The organism is Spirosoma spitsbergense DSM 19989 (assembly GCF_000374085.1).
GTDB classification, from domain to species: domain Bacteria; phylum Bacteroidota; class Bacteroidia; order Cytophagales; family Spirosomataceae; genus Spirosoma; species Spirosoma spitsbergense.
The window spans coordinates 31,395-49,193 of record NZ_KB893546.1 but is presented as its reverse complement, the minus strand read 5'-3'; the positions used below and the strand labels follow the sequence as shown (position 1 = coordinate 49,193).

General features: G+C 51.5%; 14 protein-coding genes. 10 read left to right on the top strand and 4 right to left on the bottom strand.

The annotated features are described in order from the left end of the window. Window positions 1-75 precede the first annotated feature (75 nt). From B157_RS0115760 to B157_RS0115730, 7 genes are all read left to right on the top strand, one after another. Window positions 76-2,028: a TonB-dependent receptor gene (locus tag B157_RS0115760; protein ID WP_245565094.1), complete on the top strand. Its 1,953-nt coding sequence runs from the start codon at window positions 76-78 to the stop codon at window positions 2,026-2,028. Window positions 2,029-2,031: 3 nt separating this feature from the next. Beyond that, window positions 2,032-3,108 (top strand): DUF5074 domain-containing protein, encoded by a 1,077-nt coding sequence (locus tag B157_RS0115755; RefSeq protein WP_020604264.1) that lies wholly within the window; start codon window positions 2,032-2,034, stop codon window positions 3,106-3,108. Further along, window positions 3,105-3,836 (top strand): Dph6-related ATP pyrophosphatase, encoded by a 732-nt coding sequence (locus B157_RS0115750; protein ID WP_020604263.1) that lies wholly within the window; start codon window positions 3,105-3,107, stop codon window positions 3,834-3,836. The genes B157_RS0115755 and B157_RS0115750 overlap by 4 nt, the downstream gene beginning before the upstream one ends. A 253-nt stretch (window positions 3,837-4,089) precedes the next feature. Next, window positions 4,090-5,763 (top strand): carboxylesterase/lipase family protein, encoded by a 1,674-nt coding sequence (locus tag B157_RS0115745; RefSeq protein ID WP_026308731.1) that lies wholly within the window; start codon window positions 4,090-4,092, stop codon window positions 5,761-5,763. Window positions 5,764-5,971: 208 nt separating this feature from the next. Continuing rightward, window positions 5,972-6,502, top strand: a complete 531-nt coding sequence (locus tag B157_RS0115740; RefSeq protein ID WP_020604261.1) for a gluconate 2-dehydrogenase subunit 3 family protein — start codon at window positions 5,972-5,974, stop codon at window positions 6,500-6,502. Window positions 6,503-6,608: 106 nt separating this feature from the next. Then, entirely contained in the window at window positions 6,609-8,321 is a 1,713-nt protein-coding gene (locus B157_RS0115735; protein ID WP_020604260.1) for a GMC oxidoreductase, read from the top strand. Window positions 8,322-8,339: 18 nt separating this feature from the next. Further along, window positions 8,340-10,052 (top strand): GMC oxidoreductase, encoded by a 1,713-nt coding sequence (locus B157_RS0115730; RefSeq protein ID WP_020604259.1) that lies wholly within the window; start codon window positions 8,340-8,342, stop codon window positions 10,050-10,052. 67 nt (window positions 10,053-10,119) lie between these two features. Here the strand turns inward: B157_RS0115730 and B157_RS0115725 are convergent, their stop codons facing one another. Continuing rightward, window positions 10,120-10,356, bottom strand: a complete 237-nt coding sequence (locus B157_RS0115725) for a GlsB/YeaQ/YmgE family stress response membrane protein (protein ID WP_018617843.1) — start codon at window positions 10,354-10,356, stop codon at window positions 10,120-10,122. Window positions 10,357-10,553: 197 nt separating this feature from the next. Between B157_RS0115725 and B157_RS0115720 the strand changes: the two genes are divergently transcribed. Then, a complete protein-coding gene (locus B157_RS0115720) occupies window positions 10,554-13,676 on the top strand; it encodes a PVC-type heme-binding CxxCH protein (RefSeq protein WP_020604258.1) in 3,123 nt (1,040 codons plus the stop codon). Window positions 13,677-13,727: 51 nt separating this feature from the next. Beyond that, window positions 13,728-14,678, top strand: a complete 951-nt coding sequence (locus B157_RS0115715) for a hydroxypyruvate isomerase family protein (protein WP_020604257.1) — start codon at window positions 13,728-13,730, stop codon at window positions 14,676-14,678. Between the two features lie 128 nt (window positions 14,679-14,806). Here B157_RS0115715 and B157_RS0115710 read toward each other — a convergent pair whose 3' ends face one another. The 3 genes from B157_RS0115710 to pnuC form a co-directional block, all read right to left on the bottom strand. Beyond that, on the bottom strand, window positions 14,807-15,115 hold the full coding sequence (locus B157_RS0115710; RefSeq protein WP_020604256.1) for an isoamylase early set domain-containing protein: 309 nt from the start codon (window positions 15,113-15,115) through the stop codon (window positions 14,807-14,809). 225 nt (window positions 15,116-15,340) lie between these two features. Next, on the bottom strand, window positions 15,341-15,751 hold the full coding sequence (locus B157_RS0115705) for a lipocalin-like domain-containing protein (protein WP_020604255.1): 411 nt from the start codon (window positions 15,749-15,751) through the stop codon (window positions 15,341-15,343). Window positions 15,752-15,822: 71 nt separating this feature from the next. Further along, the gene (gene pnuC, locus B157_RS0115700; protein ID WP_020604254.1) at window positions 15,823-16,497 is read right to left on the bottom strand and encodes a nicotinamide riboside transporter PnuC; all 675 of its coding nucleotides are present in this window, start codon (window positions 16,495-16,497) and stop codon (window positions 15,823-15,825) included. A gap of 79 nt (window positions 16,498-16,576) precedes the next feature. Here pnuC and B157_RS0115695 point away from each other — a divergent pair, with 79 nt between their 5' ends. Continuing rightward, a complete protein-coding gene (locus B157_RS0115695; RefSeq protein WP_020604253.1) occupies window positions 16,577-17,770 on the top strand; it encodes a Gfo/Idh/MocA family protein in 1,194 nt (397 codons plus the stop codon). Window positions 17,771-17,799: the final 29 nt, after the last annotated feature.

Sequence of the window (17,799 nt, the reverse complement as noted above, 5' to 3'; positions counted from 1 at the left end):
GTCCGATAGTTCGGCAGTCCGATGTTTCGGCAATTTGAACTGTCGGTAGTGCACAAACTTTTTTATACGTTCATTGTGAAAAAGCAAACCCTTCGCTGGTGGGTTTTAGGGCTTTTTTCTGGCTTCATCCTTAGTCAGGGGAATTGTTTTGCGCAGGTCGATTCGTCCGGTCTGGCGCAAAAAAGCACCGGTGTATCACTATCAGCCGTGACGGTGCGGGCCATCGCACCCGAACGATTCCTGGCCGGGCAGAAAATCCAGCACGTTGACTCGATAACGCTTCGCCAGTTCCAATTTGGTTCGCTGATCGATTTACTGGCACTCAACACACCCATCGCTTTCAAGAATTACGGCCCCGGTCAGTTGGCTACGGTCGCCTTTCGGGGCACCTCGGCCAACCATACGGCGGTACTCTGGAATGGCATTAATATCAACCAGCCCAACCTCGGCCTGACAGATTTTTCGACCTTACCCGTGGCGGGTTTCGACCGGCTGGCGGTGCAATACGGCTCTTCGGCCAGCGTGGTTGGGTCGGGCGCCGTGGGTGGGAGTATACTGCTGGGAAGTAATGCCGACTGGCAGCGTACATTCAGCGTAACCCTGGGGCAGCAGTTTGCCTCGTTTCAAAATAACCAATCGCAGGCCGGTATTCGATACGCGACATCACTGGGTCAAAACTGGAAACTGTCGGGCAAGACGTTTGCGTACCGAAACAAGTTCAACAACATATACCCTTACACCGAACGCCAGCGCTATTTTCTGGAACCATCCACCACCGCCCAGCGCGGTTTCGTCCAGGACCTATACTTTCTGCATAAAAGCGGCAAACAGTTTTCCGTCAATGCGTGGCTCTCGGACAATGACCTCATCATCACCCCACTCGATACCATCGCCCGCGAGCGTACCCGAACGCAGTCGGCAAGGTTGCTGGCAACGTACGAAGTCAACAACCTGACTATTCGGCTCGGCTGGATTCGGGATGTGCTGGATTACGCTAAAAGTGATTTCAATGCGCCCAGCCACACCGAAACCGAGCGATTAATCAGTCGGGCCGAACGTGAATTTACCCTAGTTTCTACACCATCGCGCCAGTTGAATCTCCGGATTGGGGGCGAGTGGTCGCACTACCGCACCCGAACGGATGGTTACGGAGGCCAGCTGATTCAGGAAGACCGGGAAGATTTGTACGCGCTGATGCGCTACCGGACGCCCCGGTGGCTGTTATCGGCCAATATTCGTCAGGCTTTCGTTACGCGTTTCAATCCACCCATTACCCCTTCGTTCGGGGCCGAATATCAGTTGATTCAGGGAAGTCATTTTACGCTGACGGCCAAAGGGTCGATTAGCCGAAATTATCGCGTACCGACGCTGAACGAACGGTATTGGATAGAACTGGGCAACCCCAACCTCAAGCCCGAAAGCGGAGTCAATATGGAAACCGGCCTGGCTGCCAAAGCAACATTGTCGGATAATCTTGCCCTAACAACGGAGCTTACGGCTTACCACAACCGGGTCGATGACTGGACATACTGGAACCCGGCTAAAGAGTACCACGTCGAGAATCTACAACTGGTGGTAGCACGTGGACTCGAATTCAATACGGGGCTGGTGTATACCCAAAACCGGTGGCAGGCGGGTGTCCGACTGGGTTACGCCTACACCCGCTCATCGCAGGAGCGGGTGTACGATGCCTACGCACAGGACGTTGTGGGGAAGCAACTGCCGTATGTACCCATCCACACGGGTACTGCCAACGTATGGATGCAACGGGGAAAAACCCGGCTATCGGTACAGGCGCAGGCTAACTCGCGCCGGTACTTTACGGCCGATAATAGTCAGTTTCTGAAAGGAAACACACTGGTCAATCTGCTGCTTGAACACAGTGCCAAACTGGGTCCGGTCCCCGTTCGGGTGCAGGGTAACATCAATAACCTGTTCGATGCGCTCGTGGTGGGCGTCAAACAAAATGCCCTACCGGGCCGAAACGGATCTATCAATCTTATCGTTAATTTTTCTTCCGTTAATTAATTCATGAACAACCAATTGAAAAAATCAATGGCTATCGGGCTGGTTGCCCTGAGCGTGTGGAACTGTAAAACCTCCGACCCAGAGCCAATGCCCTATGGTGACGGGGTTTACGTTATCAATCAGGGTGCTTTTCTGAAAAACAATGGTAGCCTGTCCTACATAAGCCGTATCAGTAGCACAGTGGCGACCAATATATTCATACAGGCCAATCCATCGCTTGCTGTTAGCGGTGGTTCGGGGCAGGGAGGAAATGTACAGGACTATACCGAAGTAAACGGGAAAGGCTTAATTCTGGTCGATAACGGTACCGTTGGGCAGGACAAAGTCGAAATTGTAGAGGCAGGAACGTTTGTGTCCCGCGCCACCCTGAAAGCACCAGACATCGAGAATCCACGGCTGGTTATCCAGGCTGGTCCGAACAAAGCGTATGTTAGCTGCTGGGACGTTTCGGGCGATTATAATGCCGGGACGTTCTACAAAGACCCCGGCTACATTGCCGTAGTGGATTTGAATACCGGTACCGTCAGCAAAAAAATACCGGCGGTAAAAGGCGTAGAACGAATGGTTCTGGTTGGGAGTGAGGTATTCGTGGGCAGTAATGCCTATAGTGGCGATAAAACGTTGCTGGTTATTGATGCCAACACGGATGCGGTGAAAGAAAAAATAAATTTGGGTAGTACTCCCGAGCCAATTGCGCTTGATGCCAACGGAAAACTCTGGATTCGGGCCGGTAAGGATATGGTCAGAATTAACCCACAAAGCCGGCTTGTTGAACAACGGCTGACGTTTGCTTCATCGCTCGGTACCATAGCTATTGGTGCCGACAAAAGGACATTCTACTACACGCTAAGCGGTAAAACCTCCCAGTTTTCCATTGAAGCAACCACCGCAGCGGGTACGCAGGTATTGAACCGTTCTTTTAGTGGCGCACTGGGTATCGACCCAAAAACAAGACAGATCTACGGCAGCGTTATTCCAACCTACGACCAGGCTGGCTACGTGATCCGCTACCAGCCCGACGGCTCACTCATTGACTCGGTAAAAGTAGAAATAGCCCCGTCCGGGTTCTTCTTTAGATGAGCACCCCACGCGCCATTATGAACTGGAGCGGAGGCAAAGACTCCGCTCTGGCCCTACACCAAGCCCAACAATCCGGCCAGTGGCATATTCACCATCTGCTGACATCGGTGAATGAACAACACGGGCGCGTGAGTATGCACGGCGTTCGGACGGGACTGCTGGAAGCACAGGCCCAGCGACTCGGGCTGCCCCTGCAACTACTGTCTTTACCCGGCGATGTGAGCCTGGAAACGTATGACCAGCGCATGAACGAATTGCTTCGAAACGTCGAAGCAATCGGCATTACCCATTCCATTTTCGGAGATATTTTTCTGGAAGATCTGCGGCTGTATCGCGAAACGCAACTACTACGGGCAGGCCTGATCGGTTCGTTTCCCCTCTGGCAACGTAACACCACCGAACTGATACACGAGTTTGTGGATCTGGGTTTCCGGGCGGTGCTCGTCTGCATCAATGAAAAGCACCTCAGCGCCGACTTCGCTGGTCGGGAGCTAGACCTGGATTTACTGAAAGACCTGCCCACCACCGTCGACCCCTGTGGCGAAAACGGGGAGTATCACTCGTTTGTGTATGATGGCCCTATTTTTTCGTCTCCCATTAGTTTTACCAAAGGAGAGGTTGTCCGGCGCACTTACACGCCATCGGGCGGCACGGATTGCCATAGCGATGAACCAGCTCAAAACTGGGACACCGGTTTCTGGTATCAGGATCTACTAGTGGCCGGTTAGCTACTGAGCCAAATTTCATCACAACCAATAAGCCCTGTCACAAACTGAAAGTTGGCAGGGCTTATTGTTTTACAACCTGTTCCCTCATCACTTCGTCCTTATGCTGACCGGCTGATTATCATGGACAAATCTGTTGATCGGGCATAGTAAAATATCCTCTAGTGTCTCTTTTAAAGCAAGCTTTTGAAATTCTCCTACCCGGTGCTGATTACAGCGTGCCTGCTTTTCTTTAACCTTTAACAACTATTTTACGATGAAACCGTCAAGACGAAATTTTCTACAGTCAATGGGCGTTGGGGTAGCCAGTTTGGGAATCGCTCACCCATCGACTGCCGCTGGTGCGTACCTGCCTAAGTCAGCGAAGCCCGTCGGCGACGAGCAGATTCTGTTTGTGGGAGACACGATAGCAGTGGCCAACACAGAATACGGGAAGGTCAGAGGGTTTATTCTTCGGGGCATTCACCAGTTTTTAGGCATCCCCTACGGAGCCGATACATCGGGAAGGAATCGGTTCATGCCCCCGAAAAAGCCCCTGGCCTGGACCGATATTCGTCCCGCTCTCTGGTGGGGGAATTCCGCTCCCCAGATCATGGAAAAGCGATACGCCAATCCGTATGCTTCGTTTGTTGACCATTGGAACTATGACGATGTTTCGGAAGACTGTCTAAAACTGAATATATGGACGCCTGCACTGGATACGCAGAAAAGGCCGGTTGTCGTCTGGCTTCACGGAGGTGGTTTCACCAATGGGAATGGGATTGAACAGGACGGCTATCATGGCGAAAATCTTTCCCGCCTGGGCAACATCGTTTTCTGTTCACTCAATCACCGACTCGGCGCCCTGGGCTATAGCCATCTGAAAGCGGCTGGTGGCCAGGGGGATGGACCGCTTGCCGCGTCGGGTAATGTGGGTAATCTGGACATGGTAGCGGCCCTCGAATGGGTTAAAAATAACATTGCCAATTTTGGGGGCGACCCTACCAACGTAACCATCATTGGTCAGTCGGGGGGAGGAGCAAAAGTGACCAGCCTGATGAATATGCCCGCTGCTAAAGGGTTGTTCCATAAAGCGGTTGCGCTCAGCGGCAGTTCGCTGGCAGGCACCGATAAGGCCTATGCCGAAAAACTAGGGCTAACGATTATGGAAGAGGCTGGTCTGAAGCCCGGCGAAATTGACAAACTCCAGCAAATTCCGTGGCGGGAATACATCGACATCGCCAATCGGGCCGTCGGAAAAATGACCGACGAAGCCAAACGGATGGGTATTCAGCGGGGTGGCTTTTCGCCCGTGGCCGACGGAACCCATGTGAACGCAGGGAATTTCTTCACAGACCCCAATCAGTTCTCGGCCGATATTCCACTGATGCTCTGCTCTACTTTTCACGAGATGAATCCCGACCGGACCGATGCCAGTCTGGAAAACATTTCGCTGGCCGAAGTGAAAGAAAAAATCAAACCCCGCTTCGGCGAGAAAACCAGCGACATTGTGGATGCCTACGCCCGAAATTTCCCCAGAGCCCGCCCAATCGAGTTGTGGGCGCTGATTGTTTCCAACCGAAAGAATGTTGTTGCCACCGCCGATGCGAAAGTATCGCAACAAAAAGCCCCCGTGTACGTGGCCTGGTTTGGCTGGCAGCCACCGCTGTTTGATGGTCGGATGCGCGCTTTCCACTGCGACGATATTTGTTTTTGGTTTTACAATACTGATCTGATGCTTACGCATACTGGCGGAGGCAAACGCCCAAAAGCGTTATCGGAAAAGATGGCCGGTTCGTTCCTGAATTTCGTTAAGAACGGCAATCCAAACGGGGGTGGCCTACCTACCTGGAAACCTTATACAACCCAGAACGGAGAAACCATGATTCTGGATGATACCTCTGTATTGGCCAACGACCCTGACCGGAGTGCCCGGAAATCATTGGCATAACCAGTAACGGACATGCGGCATAAAAACGCAAAAGCAACTGGATAGTCGGATTTTATCAGTAACTACCTACTGTTTAGTTGCTTTACCCTGTACACTCCCCGGATGATATTTTTCTGTTCTATGGCCTATACCGGAACAATATTTTCATCGTTGATGAGGATATTTATACTTGATTACCCTTTTAAATCAAACTCAGTTGTATAACCGTATGAAACGCAGAGAAGCCATCCAGCAGGCAGCCCTCATGATGGGCGTCGTTCTGTCGGCACCCACCCTGGCCGGGGCCATGGGGCGCATTACCAATACTGGCCCCAGCCTGTCCGTTTCGCCCGGCCAGGAAGCCCTGCTGGCCGAGGTAGCCGATATTATCATCCCAACCACCAGCACACCGGGCGCCAAAGCCGCCGGCGTCGAGAAGTTCATCGTTCGGGTCATGCGCGACTGCTATCCGAAAGAGGACCAGGAGAAATTCTACGCCGGCCTGGCCAAACTGGATGCCGATAGCAAAACCAAATTTGGTAAAGAATTTACAACACTGGATACGGCCCAGAAAAACGAAATGGTCAAACAAACCATGACGGCCGATAAACCCTTTTTCCTGCGCATGAAGGAGTTAACCACTACGGGCTACTTCACATCCGAAATTGGCGCCACAAAAGCCCTCGAATACCTACCCGTTCCGGGCCAGTTTAACGGTTGCATGCCCATCAAACCCGGCCAGAAGGCGTGGGCGTTATAGTTAGTATTAGGAGCGAGGAGTAAGGAGTGAGGAGCCGTCCGGCGGCAAAAAATCAGCCGTATGCCTTCTCACTCCTCGCTCCCAACTCCTCATTCCTTAAAAAAATATGAACCTCAATATTGACGCTATAAAAGACCAGACGTACGATGCCATTGTCATCGGGTCGGGTATAACGGGTGGCTGGGCCGCCAAGGAACTAACCGAAAAAGGGTTACGGGTACTGATGCTGGAAAAAGGGCACCAGCTCGAACACGTGACGGGGTATGAATCCGCCACCAAAGACCCCTGGGAAACAAAATACAACGGCCGCCTGACGGAAGAGCAGAAAAAAACGCACCCGAAACTGGCCCGCGATTACCCCTACAATGAAATGACCGAAACGTACTGGATGAAAGATACCGACTCGCTCTATAAAGAAGAGAAACGGTTCGACTGGTACCGGCCAAATATTGTTGGAGGAAAATCCATTATGTGGGGACGGCAATCCTATCGCATGAGCGATATTGACTTTGAAGCCAACGCCAAAGAAGGTATCGCTGTTGACTGGCCAGTTCGCTACAAAGATGTAGCCCCCTGGTATTCCTACGTCGAAAAATTCGCTGGTATTTCGGGCGAAAAACTCAATCTGCCCCAACTGCCCGACAGTGAGTTTCTGCCCCCGATGGAGATGTACTGCGTGGAGAAAGAGGTCCGCAAGCGCATCGAAAAGAATTTCCCGGGTCGGAATATGACCATTGGGCGGGTCGCTAACCTGTCTAAAGCCGGTGAAGCCCAACTGGGCGTTGGCCGCGCTCCGTGCCAGTACAGGAATAAATGTTCGCTGGGTTGCCCCTACGGCGCCTATTTCAGTACCCAGTCCTGCACACTGCCCCCGGCGGCAAAAACCGGTCGGTTAACGCTACGTCCCGACTCGGTGGTGACAGAAATCAAGTACGACGAAAACAAACAGAAGGCTACGGGCGTACATGTAGTCGATGCCGTTACCCTCCAGGGTAAAGAGTATTTTGCCAATATCATCTTCGTGTGCGGCAGTGCGCTTGGTTCAACGGCCCTTATGCTGAACTCAACCTCCAGCCGTTTCCCCAATGGACTGGGTAACGATTCGGGTGAGTTAGGCCATAATCTGATGGACCACCACTTCCGTATTGGTGCCGCCGGCGAGTGGGAAGGCGACTTGGACAAATATTACATTGGTCGTCGGGCCAACGGTATTTATGTACCCCGTTACCGGAACATCGGTAACGACAAGCGCGACTACGTGCGTGGCTTTGGCTATCAGGGTGGTGGCAGTCGGCAGGGCTGGCAGCGCAACGTGGCCGAAATGAGTTTTGGGGCCGATTACAAGGAAGAACTGACCAAACCCGGCCCCTGGACAATGGGTTTGGGTGGATTCGGCGAAACCCTCCCCTACCATGAAAACTACATGTACCTCGACAAAAACGAGAAGGATAAGTGGGGCATGCCGCTCGTGGTGTTCAACGCCGAACTAAAGGAAAATGAGAAGAAGATGCGCGTCGACATGCTGAATGATGCGAAAGAAATGCTGGAGTCGGCAGGCGTGAAGAATGTACGTGCTTACGACCGTGGTTCTTACCTCGGCATGGCCATTCACGAGATGGGAACCGCCCGCATGGGGCACGACCCCAAAACGTCGGTTGTCAACTCAAATAACCAGCTTCACGCCGTCAAGAATGTTTTCGTTACGGATGGTGCTTTCATGACATCGGCTTCCTGCGTCAACCCATCGCTTACCTATATGGCCATGACGGCCCGGGCTGCGGATTTTGCCGTGAAAGAAATGAAGCGAAAAAACCTGTAAGCACCCAACAAAATAGCGATGAACCTCACTATAGACTCCATAAAAGACCAGACCTTCGATGCCATCGTGGTTGGTTCAGGTGTGTCTGGTGGTTGGGCAGCCAAAGAGCTGACGGAAAAAGGACTCCGCGTACTGATGCTGGAACGCGGCCACGCCCTCGAACACGTGACGGGGTATGAATCCGCCACCAAAGACCCCTGGGAGCTGAACTATGCAGGTCGGTCAACGATGGCGCAGCGGGAAGCTTTTCCGCAGAAAAACCGGAACACGCCCGTCAACGAAACCAACGAATCGTACTGGATGGCGGATAAGGACGCTTTCTATCGGGAAGACAAGCCATTTTCCTGGTATCGGCCCAACATCGTTGGGGGAAAGTCCATCACGTGGGGGCGGCAGTCGTATCGGTTCAGCGACATTGACTTTGAAGCCAACGCTAAAGAAGGCATTGCTATTGATTGGCCCATTCGCTACAAAGACGTAGCTCCCTGGTACTCGCATGTGGAGAAATTCGCCGGTGTTTCGGGCGAAAAACTCAATCTGCCCCAACTGCCCGACAGTGAGTTTCTGCCCCCGATGGAGATGTTCTGTGTGGAAAAAGAGGTCCGTAAGCGCATCGAGAAGAATTTTCCGGGCCGAAACATGACCATTGGGCGCACGGCAAACCTCTCCAAAGCAGCTCAGGCGCAGATGGGTGTTGGCCGTGCCTCCTGCCAATACCGCAACAAATGTGCCCTCGGCTGTCCCTATGGGGCTTATTTTAGTACCCAGTCCTGTACATTGCCTCCGGCGGCAAAGACCGGTCGTCTTACCCTCCGGCCTGACTCGGTGGTTAAGGAGATTTTGTACGACGAGAATAAAAAACAGGCAACGGGCGTACGCATTGTTGATTCCGTTACGCTCGAAAACAAGGAATATTACGCCCGCGTCATTTTTATGTGTGCCAGCACCGCGGGTACAACGGCCATTATGCTGAACTCGACCTCTAACCGCTTTCCGGCAGGGTTTGGTAACGATTCGGGGCAGTTGGGCCATAACCTGATGGATCACCACCTGCGCGTGGGTGCGGCCGGTGATTGGGAAGGCGACCTGGACAAGTATTACATTGGTCGGCGGGCCAACGGTATTTACGTACCCCGTTACCGGAATATTGGCAATGACAAGCGCGACTACGTGCGTGGCTTTGGCTATCAGGGTGGTGGGAGTCGGCAGAACTGGCAGCGAAACGTGGCCGAAATGAGTTTTGGAGCCGATTATAAGGAAGAGCTGACCAAACCCGGCCCCTGGACAATGGGTTTGGGCGGATTCGGCGAAGTGCTCCCCTACTACGAAAATCGGATGTATCTGGACCCGAACCAGAAAGATAAGTGGGGCATGCCCATCGTCGTGTTCGATGCCGAAATCCGCGAAAATGAACACAAAATGCGGAGCGAGATGCTGAACGATGCCATCGAAATGCTGGAATCGGCGGGACTGAAGAATGTAAAAGGACACAATGACCAATATGCCTTAGGCATGGCCATTCATGAGATGGGAACCGCCCGCATGGGGCACGACCCCAAAACGTCGGTACTGAACGCGCACAACCAGGTACACGAAGCCAAAAACGTGTTTGTAACGGATGGAGCCTGCATGACATCGGCCGCGTGCGTTAATCCGTCGCTTACCTACATGGCCATGACGGCCCGGGCTGCGGATTTTGCCGTGAAAGAAATAAAGCGGAAAAATTTGTGAAAAGGCTACAAAAAATCCCCCGTTATGAAACATAATTTCACAACGGGGGATTTTTTGTACAATCAATCTAGAACAATCTCCCTATGAAGATGAGCACAATAGCACCAACTACTGCAATGAGCAGGTTCATAACCAAGCCGTCGTTATCGGGGTCGTTGCCCAGTTTACGGGCAATAAAACCACCGACAAATCCGCCTACGATGCCCAACAAAATGTTGACGATAGCCGAATTATGGCTATCCATAATTACACTAGCGAGATAGCCTGCAATGCCGCCGATTAGAATCGAATACAGAAAACCCATGAGTTTAAGTGTTTAGGTGAAATGCCAATGTGGCGATGCAATTGTACATAAAAGGTATCACACTTGAATTATTACAGGAAAAAAAATGATTAAAAATCCAAGATATGACAGGTAAAAAGACGTGTTATACTAACTTTACAACAGAGGTAACTGTTTGAAAATCTTTTATAAAATACGACTATCAACCGGCAAAAAATATGACTCCTTTTTTCAAGAATAAACGTACTGCTTTTTTCCAGAGAGCCCTTTTCCTCTCTACGGCTGGTCTTTTTATCGGCAGTGTATTCATCGGAGCTTATCAGAATCGAAACCTGAACGCAGCATCGGACGGTTACCTGACCCGCCTGTTTGCCCGGTTAAATGACGATGATAAGCATGACCCCAAGTATGCAGTTGGCAGTCTGAACGTAGCACCGGGCCTGGAAGCGACACTGTTTGCAGCCGAACCCATGCTAACTAATCCGACGAACATCGATGTAGATGAACGGGGGCGGGTGTGGGTATGCGAAGCCTACAACTACCGCCCGGCCATTACGGGTAATCCAACGCATAAGGAAGGCGACCGGATTGTGATTCTGGAGGATACGAATGGGGATGGCAAAGCCGATGTCTCGAAAGTTTTCTATCAGGATCCAAGCATCGAATCGCCCCTCGGAATCTGGGTGCAGGGTAACAAAGTCATCGTTTCCGACAGCCCGAATGTGTGGATATTGACAGACGAAGATGGCGACGATAAAGCCGATAAAAAAGAACTACTCTTTACGGGTATTGGTGGGGAGCAGCACGACCACGGCATGCACACCTTTGTTTTTGGCCCAGATGGAAAATGGTACTTCAACTTTGGCAACGCGGGCGAACAACTTCTTGACAAAGACGGGAAACCCGTTATCGATATCACCACCGGGAAAGCCATCAACAAGCAGAATTTTAAGCAGGGAATGGTATTCCGCTGCGATCCGGGCGGGAAGAATGTGGAATTGCTGGCACAGAATTTCCGGAATAATTACGAAGTAGCCGTTGATTCCTACGGTACCCTCTGGCAGTCGGACAATGACGACGATGGTAACAAAGGTGTTCGGATTAACTACGTAATGCCCTATGGCAACTACGGGTATACGGACGAAATGACTGGTGCGGGCTGGCAGGCCAACCGGGATAACCTGGAACCCGAAATCCCCCGTCGGCACTGGCACCTGAACGACCCCGGCGCGGTGCCCAACCTGCTTCAGACCGGAGCCGGTTCGCCAACGGGTATTATCGTGTACGAAGGCAAGTTATTACCTCAGGTATTTCAGAATCAAATCATTCACTGCGACGCTGGTCCGAACGTGGTGCGGTCGTACCCGGTACAGAAAGACGGCGCGGGCTATACGGCCAGCATTGTTAACGTACTGGAAGGTACCCGTGACCAGTGGTTCCGTCCGGCGGATGTCTGCGTAGCACCCGATGGTTCGCTGATTATTGCTGATTGGTACGACCCCGGCGTAGGTGGTCACCAGGCCGGTGACCAGAATCGGGGGCGTATCTATCGGGTCTCCCCACCGAATTCACCGTACACCATGCCGAAAGTGGATGTTACCACCACCAGTGGAGCGATTGAAGCACTGCAAAGCCCGAATATGGCCATCCGGTATGCGGGCTGGCAGAAACTACACGACCTGGGTAAAAAAGCCGAAAAACCACTGGCAAAACTCTACAAATCGTCCGACAATCCACGGATGCAGGCTCGGGCCCTTTGGCTGTTGAGCCAGTTGGATAACGGGTCGAAGTACGTCGAAACAGCCTTAAAAAGTGATAACCCGGATTTACGCATCACCGCACTCCGGGCTGCCCGCCAGCTCAAAACCGATATTATTCCGTACGTAAAGCAACTCGTCAACGACAAAAGCCCACAGGTTCGCCGGGAATGTGCTATTGCGCTGCACCGCTCGCAATCTGCCGAAGCCCCGGCTTTGTGGGCGCAGCTGGCCAGTCAGTACGATGGGAAAGATCGCTGGTATCTGGAAGCGCTGGGCATTGGGGCCGAGAGCAACTGGGACAGCTACTATACCGCGTGGGTAAAGCAGATGAACAACGATCCGCTGGCGAACGTGGGTGGTCGTGACATTGTGTGGCGGGCACGGACGAAGGAATCTGTCCCCCTGCTGGCCAAGCTGGCTGGTGACCCTTCCGTTGATTTGAATCAGCGATTGCGGTACTTCCGGGCGTTTGATTTTAACCCCGGTGCCACTGAAAAATCGAATGCGTTACTCGGTATTTTACAGGCTAACAGCAATTCTACCGACGTCACTAAATTAGCGTTACGCCACCTCGACCCGGACTTTGTCAAAAATTCACCCGTAGCTGCTGCCGCCTTATCCAAGTTAATGAAAGAGGTTTACGGAACGCCCGAATACGTTGAACTGGTGACGCGCTTTGAACCAACGTCCGAAAACGCAAACCTGCTCAAACTGGCTATCGCCAAAGCCATGGACGGTATGGGCCGGGATGCGGCCCGCCAGTTACTCAAGCAAAAAGGAGAGGCCATGGTGTGGGACGTTATCAATGGACGGTCCGACGGTTCGGGCGATCCGGATGCGGCTAAAAATGTGCTGATGGCCTTGCGCCGGGTTGGTAATACCGAATCCATCAACATACTGAAAACGGTTGCTTTGGACGAGAAAAGACCCGTTCTGCTACGGAAAGAGGCAACCCGCTCGCTGGGCGGGAGTAGTGATGGCGAAGATCTTGTTATTGCGCTGTTGAAATCCGGTGCTATCAAAGGAGACTATAAGGTTACTGCCGTTCAGGGTGTAAGTGGTGCCTGGCGTAAAAACATCCGGAAAGAAGCGGCTGCTTTCCTGGACAGCAATCCAACTGCGGAAGGTAAAAAACTGCCCGGCATGAATGAATTGCTGGCTATGAACGGCGATGCGTCGAAAGGGCTGAGCGTGTTCAAAAACAACTGCTCTACCTGCCATCAGGTGAACGGCGAGGGCATGGATTTTGGCCCTAAACTGTCGGAAATAGGCTCCAAATTGCCGAAAGAAGGACAGTATCTGGCTATTTTACACCCCGATGCGGGCATCAGCTTTGGCTACGAGGGCTGGGAAGTGAAGTTTAAAGACGGTAGTTCCATGACAGGAATTGTATCCAGCAAAACAGAAACGGACCTGCAAATGAAGTTTCCGGGTGGGGTAGTCCAGAATTACAAAATGGCCGATGTTGTGTCGATGAAAGAACTGGACTCTTCTATGATGCCATCCGGTTTGCAGGAAGCTATGAGTACGCAGGAAATGGTCGATCTGGTGGACTATTTGTCAAGTTTGAAAAAGAAATAAACGAGTATACCCTTCTCTAACGCTGGTAGAAACCAGTTGAATGAATCAATTATGCAACGACGCAACTTTGTAAAATCAACCTTTGGAGCGGCTGGATTAGGTCTGGCTGGTGCTGTAGTTTCGGGTGAAGTTCTGGCGGGCAACCGGCATGAACCGGCAGCTCCGCTCGCCAAAAACAACTTCAAACTCAAATACGCCCCCCATTTTGGTATGTTTGAAAACAGTGCCGGTAAAGACCCCATTGACCAGCTTAAGTTTATGGCCGATATGGGATTTACCGCCATGGAAGATAACGGTATGATGGGCCGTGACCCGGCGCTGCAATCGAAAATTGGTGAAGAAATGGCCCGTCTGGGTATGGCAATGGGTGTTTTTGTGATCGACAAGGGTGGCAATGGGCAGAATACCCTGGCCGCCGGCAAGCCTGAATACGTCGAGATATTTTTGAATGGATGCCGGAAAGCGGTAGAAACTGCCAAGCGCTGCAACGCTAAATACGCCACCGTTGTACCCGGTGATTTTGATCGTAACATGCCCATTGGCATCCAAACCGGCAACGTAATTGATGCCCTGCGCCGGGGAGCCGACATTCTGGCACCTGCCGGACTAGCCATGGTATTGGAGCCGTTGAGCGACACCCCCAACCTGTTTTTGCGAACGTCCGATCAGACCTATGAAATCTGCCGGGCCGTGAACAGCCCATCGTGCAAGATTCTGTTCGACATTTACCACATGCAAAAAAACGAAGGCCACATTATTCCGCACATCAACTGGGCCTGGGACGAAATCGGCTACTTCCAGATTGGCGACAACCCGGGCCGGAACGAACCTACTACGGGCGAGATCAATTACAAAAACATATTTAAGCACATCTACGAAAAGCAGAAAGCAGCCGGTCGGGAATACATCCTGGGTATGGAACACGGTAAATCGCAGAAAGGCAAAGAAGGCGAAATGGCGCTGATCAAAGCCTATCAGGAGTCGGATAGCTTCACTGTGTAATTTTTTGTCACGCCAACCTCAGACGAGCTCTATGCTGAGGCAGGCATGGCAAGACACAAAGAAGGGGTAATTGGCTGGTCGAAAATGACAGCCGATTACCCCTTCCTTTTTTCTGCTAAATTTCTTTCCTAGAGAACAACAACCGAGTTCTCTTCACCTGAAACACCGCTGGCCACGTATTTATCGGCTGCCTCGTCGTTGGTCCATGTCGTGCCATCCAACACATAGCGATATTGGTACTCGCCACCCACTGGCAGTTCAACGGTTGTCTTGTACGAACCGTCCTTTTGCTTCTTCAAAACCTGGGCAGAAGGATCCCAGTCATTAAACTCACCGGCCAGAGCGACCGTTTTAGCACCATTGACAGCCTCAGCCGTCAATTCGAACGTTACTTTTGCAAGAGGCTTGCTTTTGAGGAATTGTTTGGCGATTGCCATATAAGTTTATTGTTTGTTTTCAACGCAAAGTTATAATACAAAAATGTTAATAACATAATTATCAGCTCTTTATAGCCTAATTTTCTTTAAATTATACTAATTAATATATCTTGTTTTATACTTATATATCTTAAAAAGATCCTATTTCATACCCTGTAAACCAGAAAAATTACCTATCCGGCCAATGGGATCATCAAGTATCGTTGCCTGTTGATTAGAAGCCATTTACTCTTTAACAAACACATATTCACCCGTACCAAATGGTTTCATCACTAATTGACTGGCATTGATTGATAGGATGTCGTATAGTTGCCCATCCAAGGATGACATACAGAGTGCGCGGATTCTGACCTTATTACCTTCTATCGAGTAATTTCCGCTACCGCAACCCAGAAAACTGTACTCGACCGGTTTTGTGTTTTCGTAGGTCTCATTAAACCTCCCGTCGTTGCCAAAAAAGACGAACACATTTTTACCCGCAGGAACCGTAGTCGATGTACAGGTCGAATTGCTTGCCGGTTTACAGTAGGTGGTCAGCCGCCAGATACCCGCCAGCCCATTATCACTGGGTACGGCATCATTCGACGTTGAACAGGAGAAGAGCAGTAAAAGCGAGAAAAACAGGGCGTATTTCATGATTGATTATCTTGTCTTTTGCTGATAGACCTATCTACCAGGAAAACCGTTGGAACAGTTTTCAAAAAGAGTTAATTCGGGCTTTTTTGCATTGGGTATGCCCGATATTCGCGTGTCCAGTGCCAGAGACCCTGAATGGCAATCAGGCAGAAGAAAGCGTATTCGATACCAACCAGTTTTACACCCTTCACAAAATACATATACGTGCTTATCAAATCGATAACCAGCCAGACCCACCAGCATTCCAGTTTTTTATGAATCATCATGAACGTGCCGATGATGCTCATCACGCTCGTAAACGAATCCAGATACGGAAAGGCACTCGGTTTACTGAACAGGATGGGAAACAACGTATGTAGATTCTGAGCGAACATACCCAGCAAACCAGTTGCCAACACGCCACCCAGTAGCGTCGAAACCAGCGGTCGGCCCACCAAACGGGTAATGCGCAGTTCGCGACGCTGGTCTGCTTCCTGAGCAACCGGGTGGGTCCAGCGCCACCAGCCCTGTAGGTAGGTGATGAAGAAGAATACCTGCAAAAACATGTCCGGGTAGAGCTGCACCTGATAGAACAGGAAGAAAAACAGGAAAACACTCCCTACCGCAATGGGCCACGTCAGCACATTGGCACGGGCCGCCAGCCAGGTGGCGACTCCTCCACTTAGCACGCCAAAAAATTCGAGGTAACTCATGGGGTAATCCCATAGCGTAAAGAAAATGGTATGAATGTCAAAAAAATTGGGCATATCCGGGTTAATCAACGGAGATTTCTCCTATTTAGCGGTGCGAAAGTACGGATTAACCCCTTAACTGAACTCTTACCCTATGCAACGTATTGCTATGCTCGGCGGTGGCTTCATTGGCCGCTTCTACGCCGAATCCATTCACGGCCAGCGCAGCCGCGACAAAGTAACCGCCATCTACGCCCGCCGTCAGGAAACTGCCGATAAATTCAAAGCCGATTACGGCTGCGACGTTGCCTCCACTGACATGGAAGCCGTCATTGCCCACCCCGATGTGGACATGGTTTGCATTGCCCTGCCTAACAACATTCACGAAACGGCCGTCAACCTGTGTGCGAAACACAAGAAATCGGTGGTTTGTACCAAGCCGCTGGGTCGCACGGGAGAAGAAGCCCTGCGGATGATGAAAACGGCCGAAGAAGCGGGCATTTTTGCCGGTTATCTGGAAGATTTGTGCTACACACCTAAGTTCCTGAAATCGCTGGAAAGCGTCAAAAATGGTGCTTTAGGCCGAATTCTGTGGGCCAAATCCCGCGAAACGCACCCCGGCCCCCACTCCGACTGGTTCTGGGATAAGGAACAGGCCGGGGGCGGCTGTATGCTTGATTTGGGTTGCCACTGCGTTGAGATCTCCCGGAATTTTATCGGTAAAGATGTAAAGCCCGTAGAGGTTATGTGCTGGGCGGCCACGCAGGTGAAACCCATCGACGCCGAAGACCACGCCATTGCGCTGGTAAAATACGAAAACGGGGCCATCGGGCAGTTTGAGGTGAGTTGGACCTTCCGGGGTGGTATGGACCTCCGCGACGAAGTGATGGGTACCGAAGGCACCATCTGGATCAATAATTTCCTCCGTACCGGCTTCGAGATGTTCACCACAGGGGTAGGGGCCGATTACGTGGCAGAGAAAGCCGAATCGAATACGGGCTGGCTCTTCCCCGTGGGTGATGAAGTGAATGACCTGGGCTACAATCACATGTTTACCGACATGTTCAAGTCGCAGGAGGAAGGTCGCGAACCCGCCGAAACCTTCTACGACGGCTACATCGTGAATGCCGTGCTGGATGCCGCGTATAAATCGGCAGAAACCAAACAGTGGGAACCCGTGCAGTTGCCGGTTTGGCGCGGTCAGGAAGGACTAAAACCCGAATCGACTCTGGTGGAATACGATGCAGACCACTACCTCATCAAGCAGGAAATGACCCACGATGGCCGGAATAAACTGATTCTGAAAGAGAAAGCCAGCGGAAAGATTATTGAGCGGGATGTGGCTTGACCAGTTGGCAGGTTTACTTTCTATACCTG

Bases quoted from the DNA above. Each gene is read 5' to 3' on its own strand.
- B157_RS0115715 (WP_020604257.1), top strand. From the start codon at position 13,728: ATGCAACGACGCAACTTTGTAAAATCAACCTTTGGAGCGGCTGGATTA.
- B157_RS0115725 (WP_018617843.1), bottom strand. From the start codon at position 10,356: ATGGGTTTTCTGTATTCGATTCTAATCGGCGGCATTGCAGGCTATCTC.
- B157_RS0115705 (WP_020604255.1), bottom strand. From the start codon at position 15,751: ATGAAATACGCCCTGTTTTTCTCGCTTTTACTGCTCTTCTCCTGTTCA.
- B157_RS0115720 (WP_020604258.1), top strand. From the start codon at position 10,554: ATGACTCCTTTTTTCAAGAATAAACGTACTGCTTTTTTCCAGAGAGCC.
- B157_RS0115735 (WP_020604260.1), top strand. From the start codon at position 6,609: ATGAACCTCAATATTGACGCTATAAAAGACCAGACGTACGATGCCATT.
- B157_RS0115695 (WP_020604253.1), top strand. From the start codon at position 16,577: ATGCAACGTATTGCTATGCTCGGCGGTGGCTTCATTGGCCGCTTCTAC.
- pnuC (WP_020604254.1), bottom strand. From the start codon at position 16,497: ATGCCCAATTTTTTTGACATTCATACCATTTTCTTTACGCTATGGGAT.
- B157_RS0115710 (WP_020604256.1), bottom strand. From the start codon at position 15,115: ATGGCAATCGCCAAACAATTCCTCAAAAGCAAGCCTCTTGCAAAAGTA.
- B157_RS0115745 (WP_026308731.1), top strand. From the start codon at position 4,090: ATGAAACCGTCAAGACGAAATTTTCTACAGTCAATGGGCGTTGGGGTA.
- B157_RS0115730 (WP_020604259.1), top strand. From the start codon at position 8,340: ATGAACCTCACTATAGACTCCATAAAAGACCAGACCTTCGATGCCATC.
- B157_RS0115750 (WP_020604263.1), top strand. From the start codon at position 3,105: ATGAGCACCCCACGCGCCATTATGAACTGGAGCGGAGGCAAAGACTCC.
- B157_RS0115740 (WP_020604261.1), top strand. From the start codon at position 5,972: ATGAAACGCAGAGAAGCCATCCAGCAGGCAGCCCTCATGATGGGCGTC.
- B157_RS0115755 (WP_020604264.1), top strand. From the start codon at position 2,032: ATGAACAACCAATTGAAAAAATCAATGGCTATCGGGCTGGTTGCCCTG.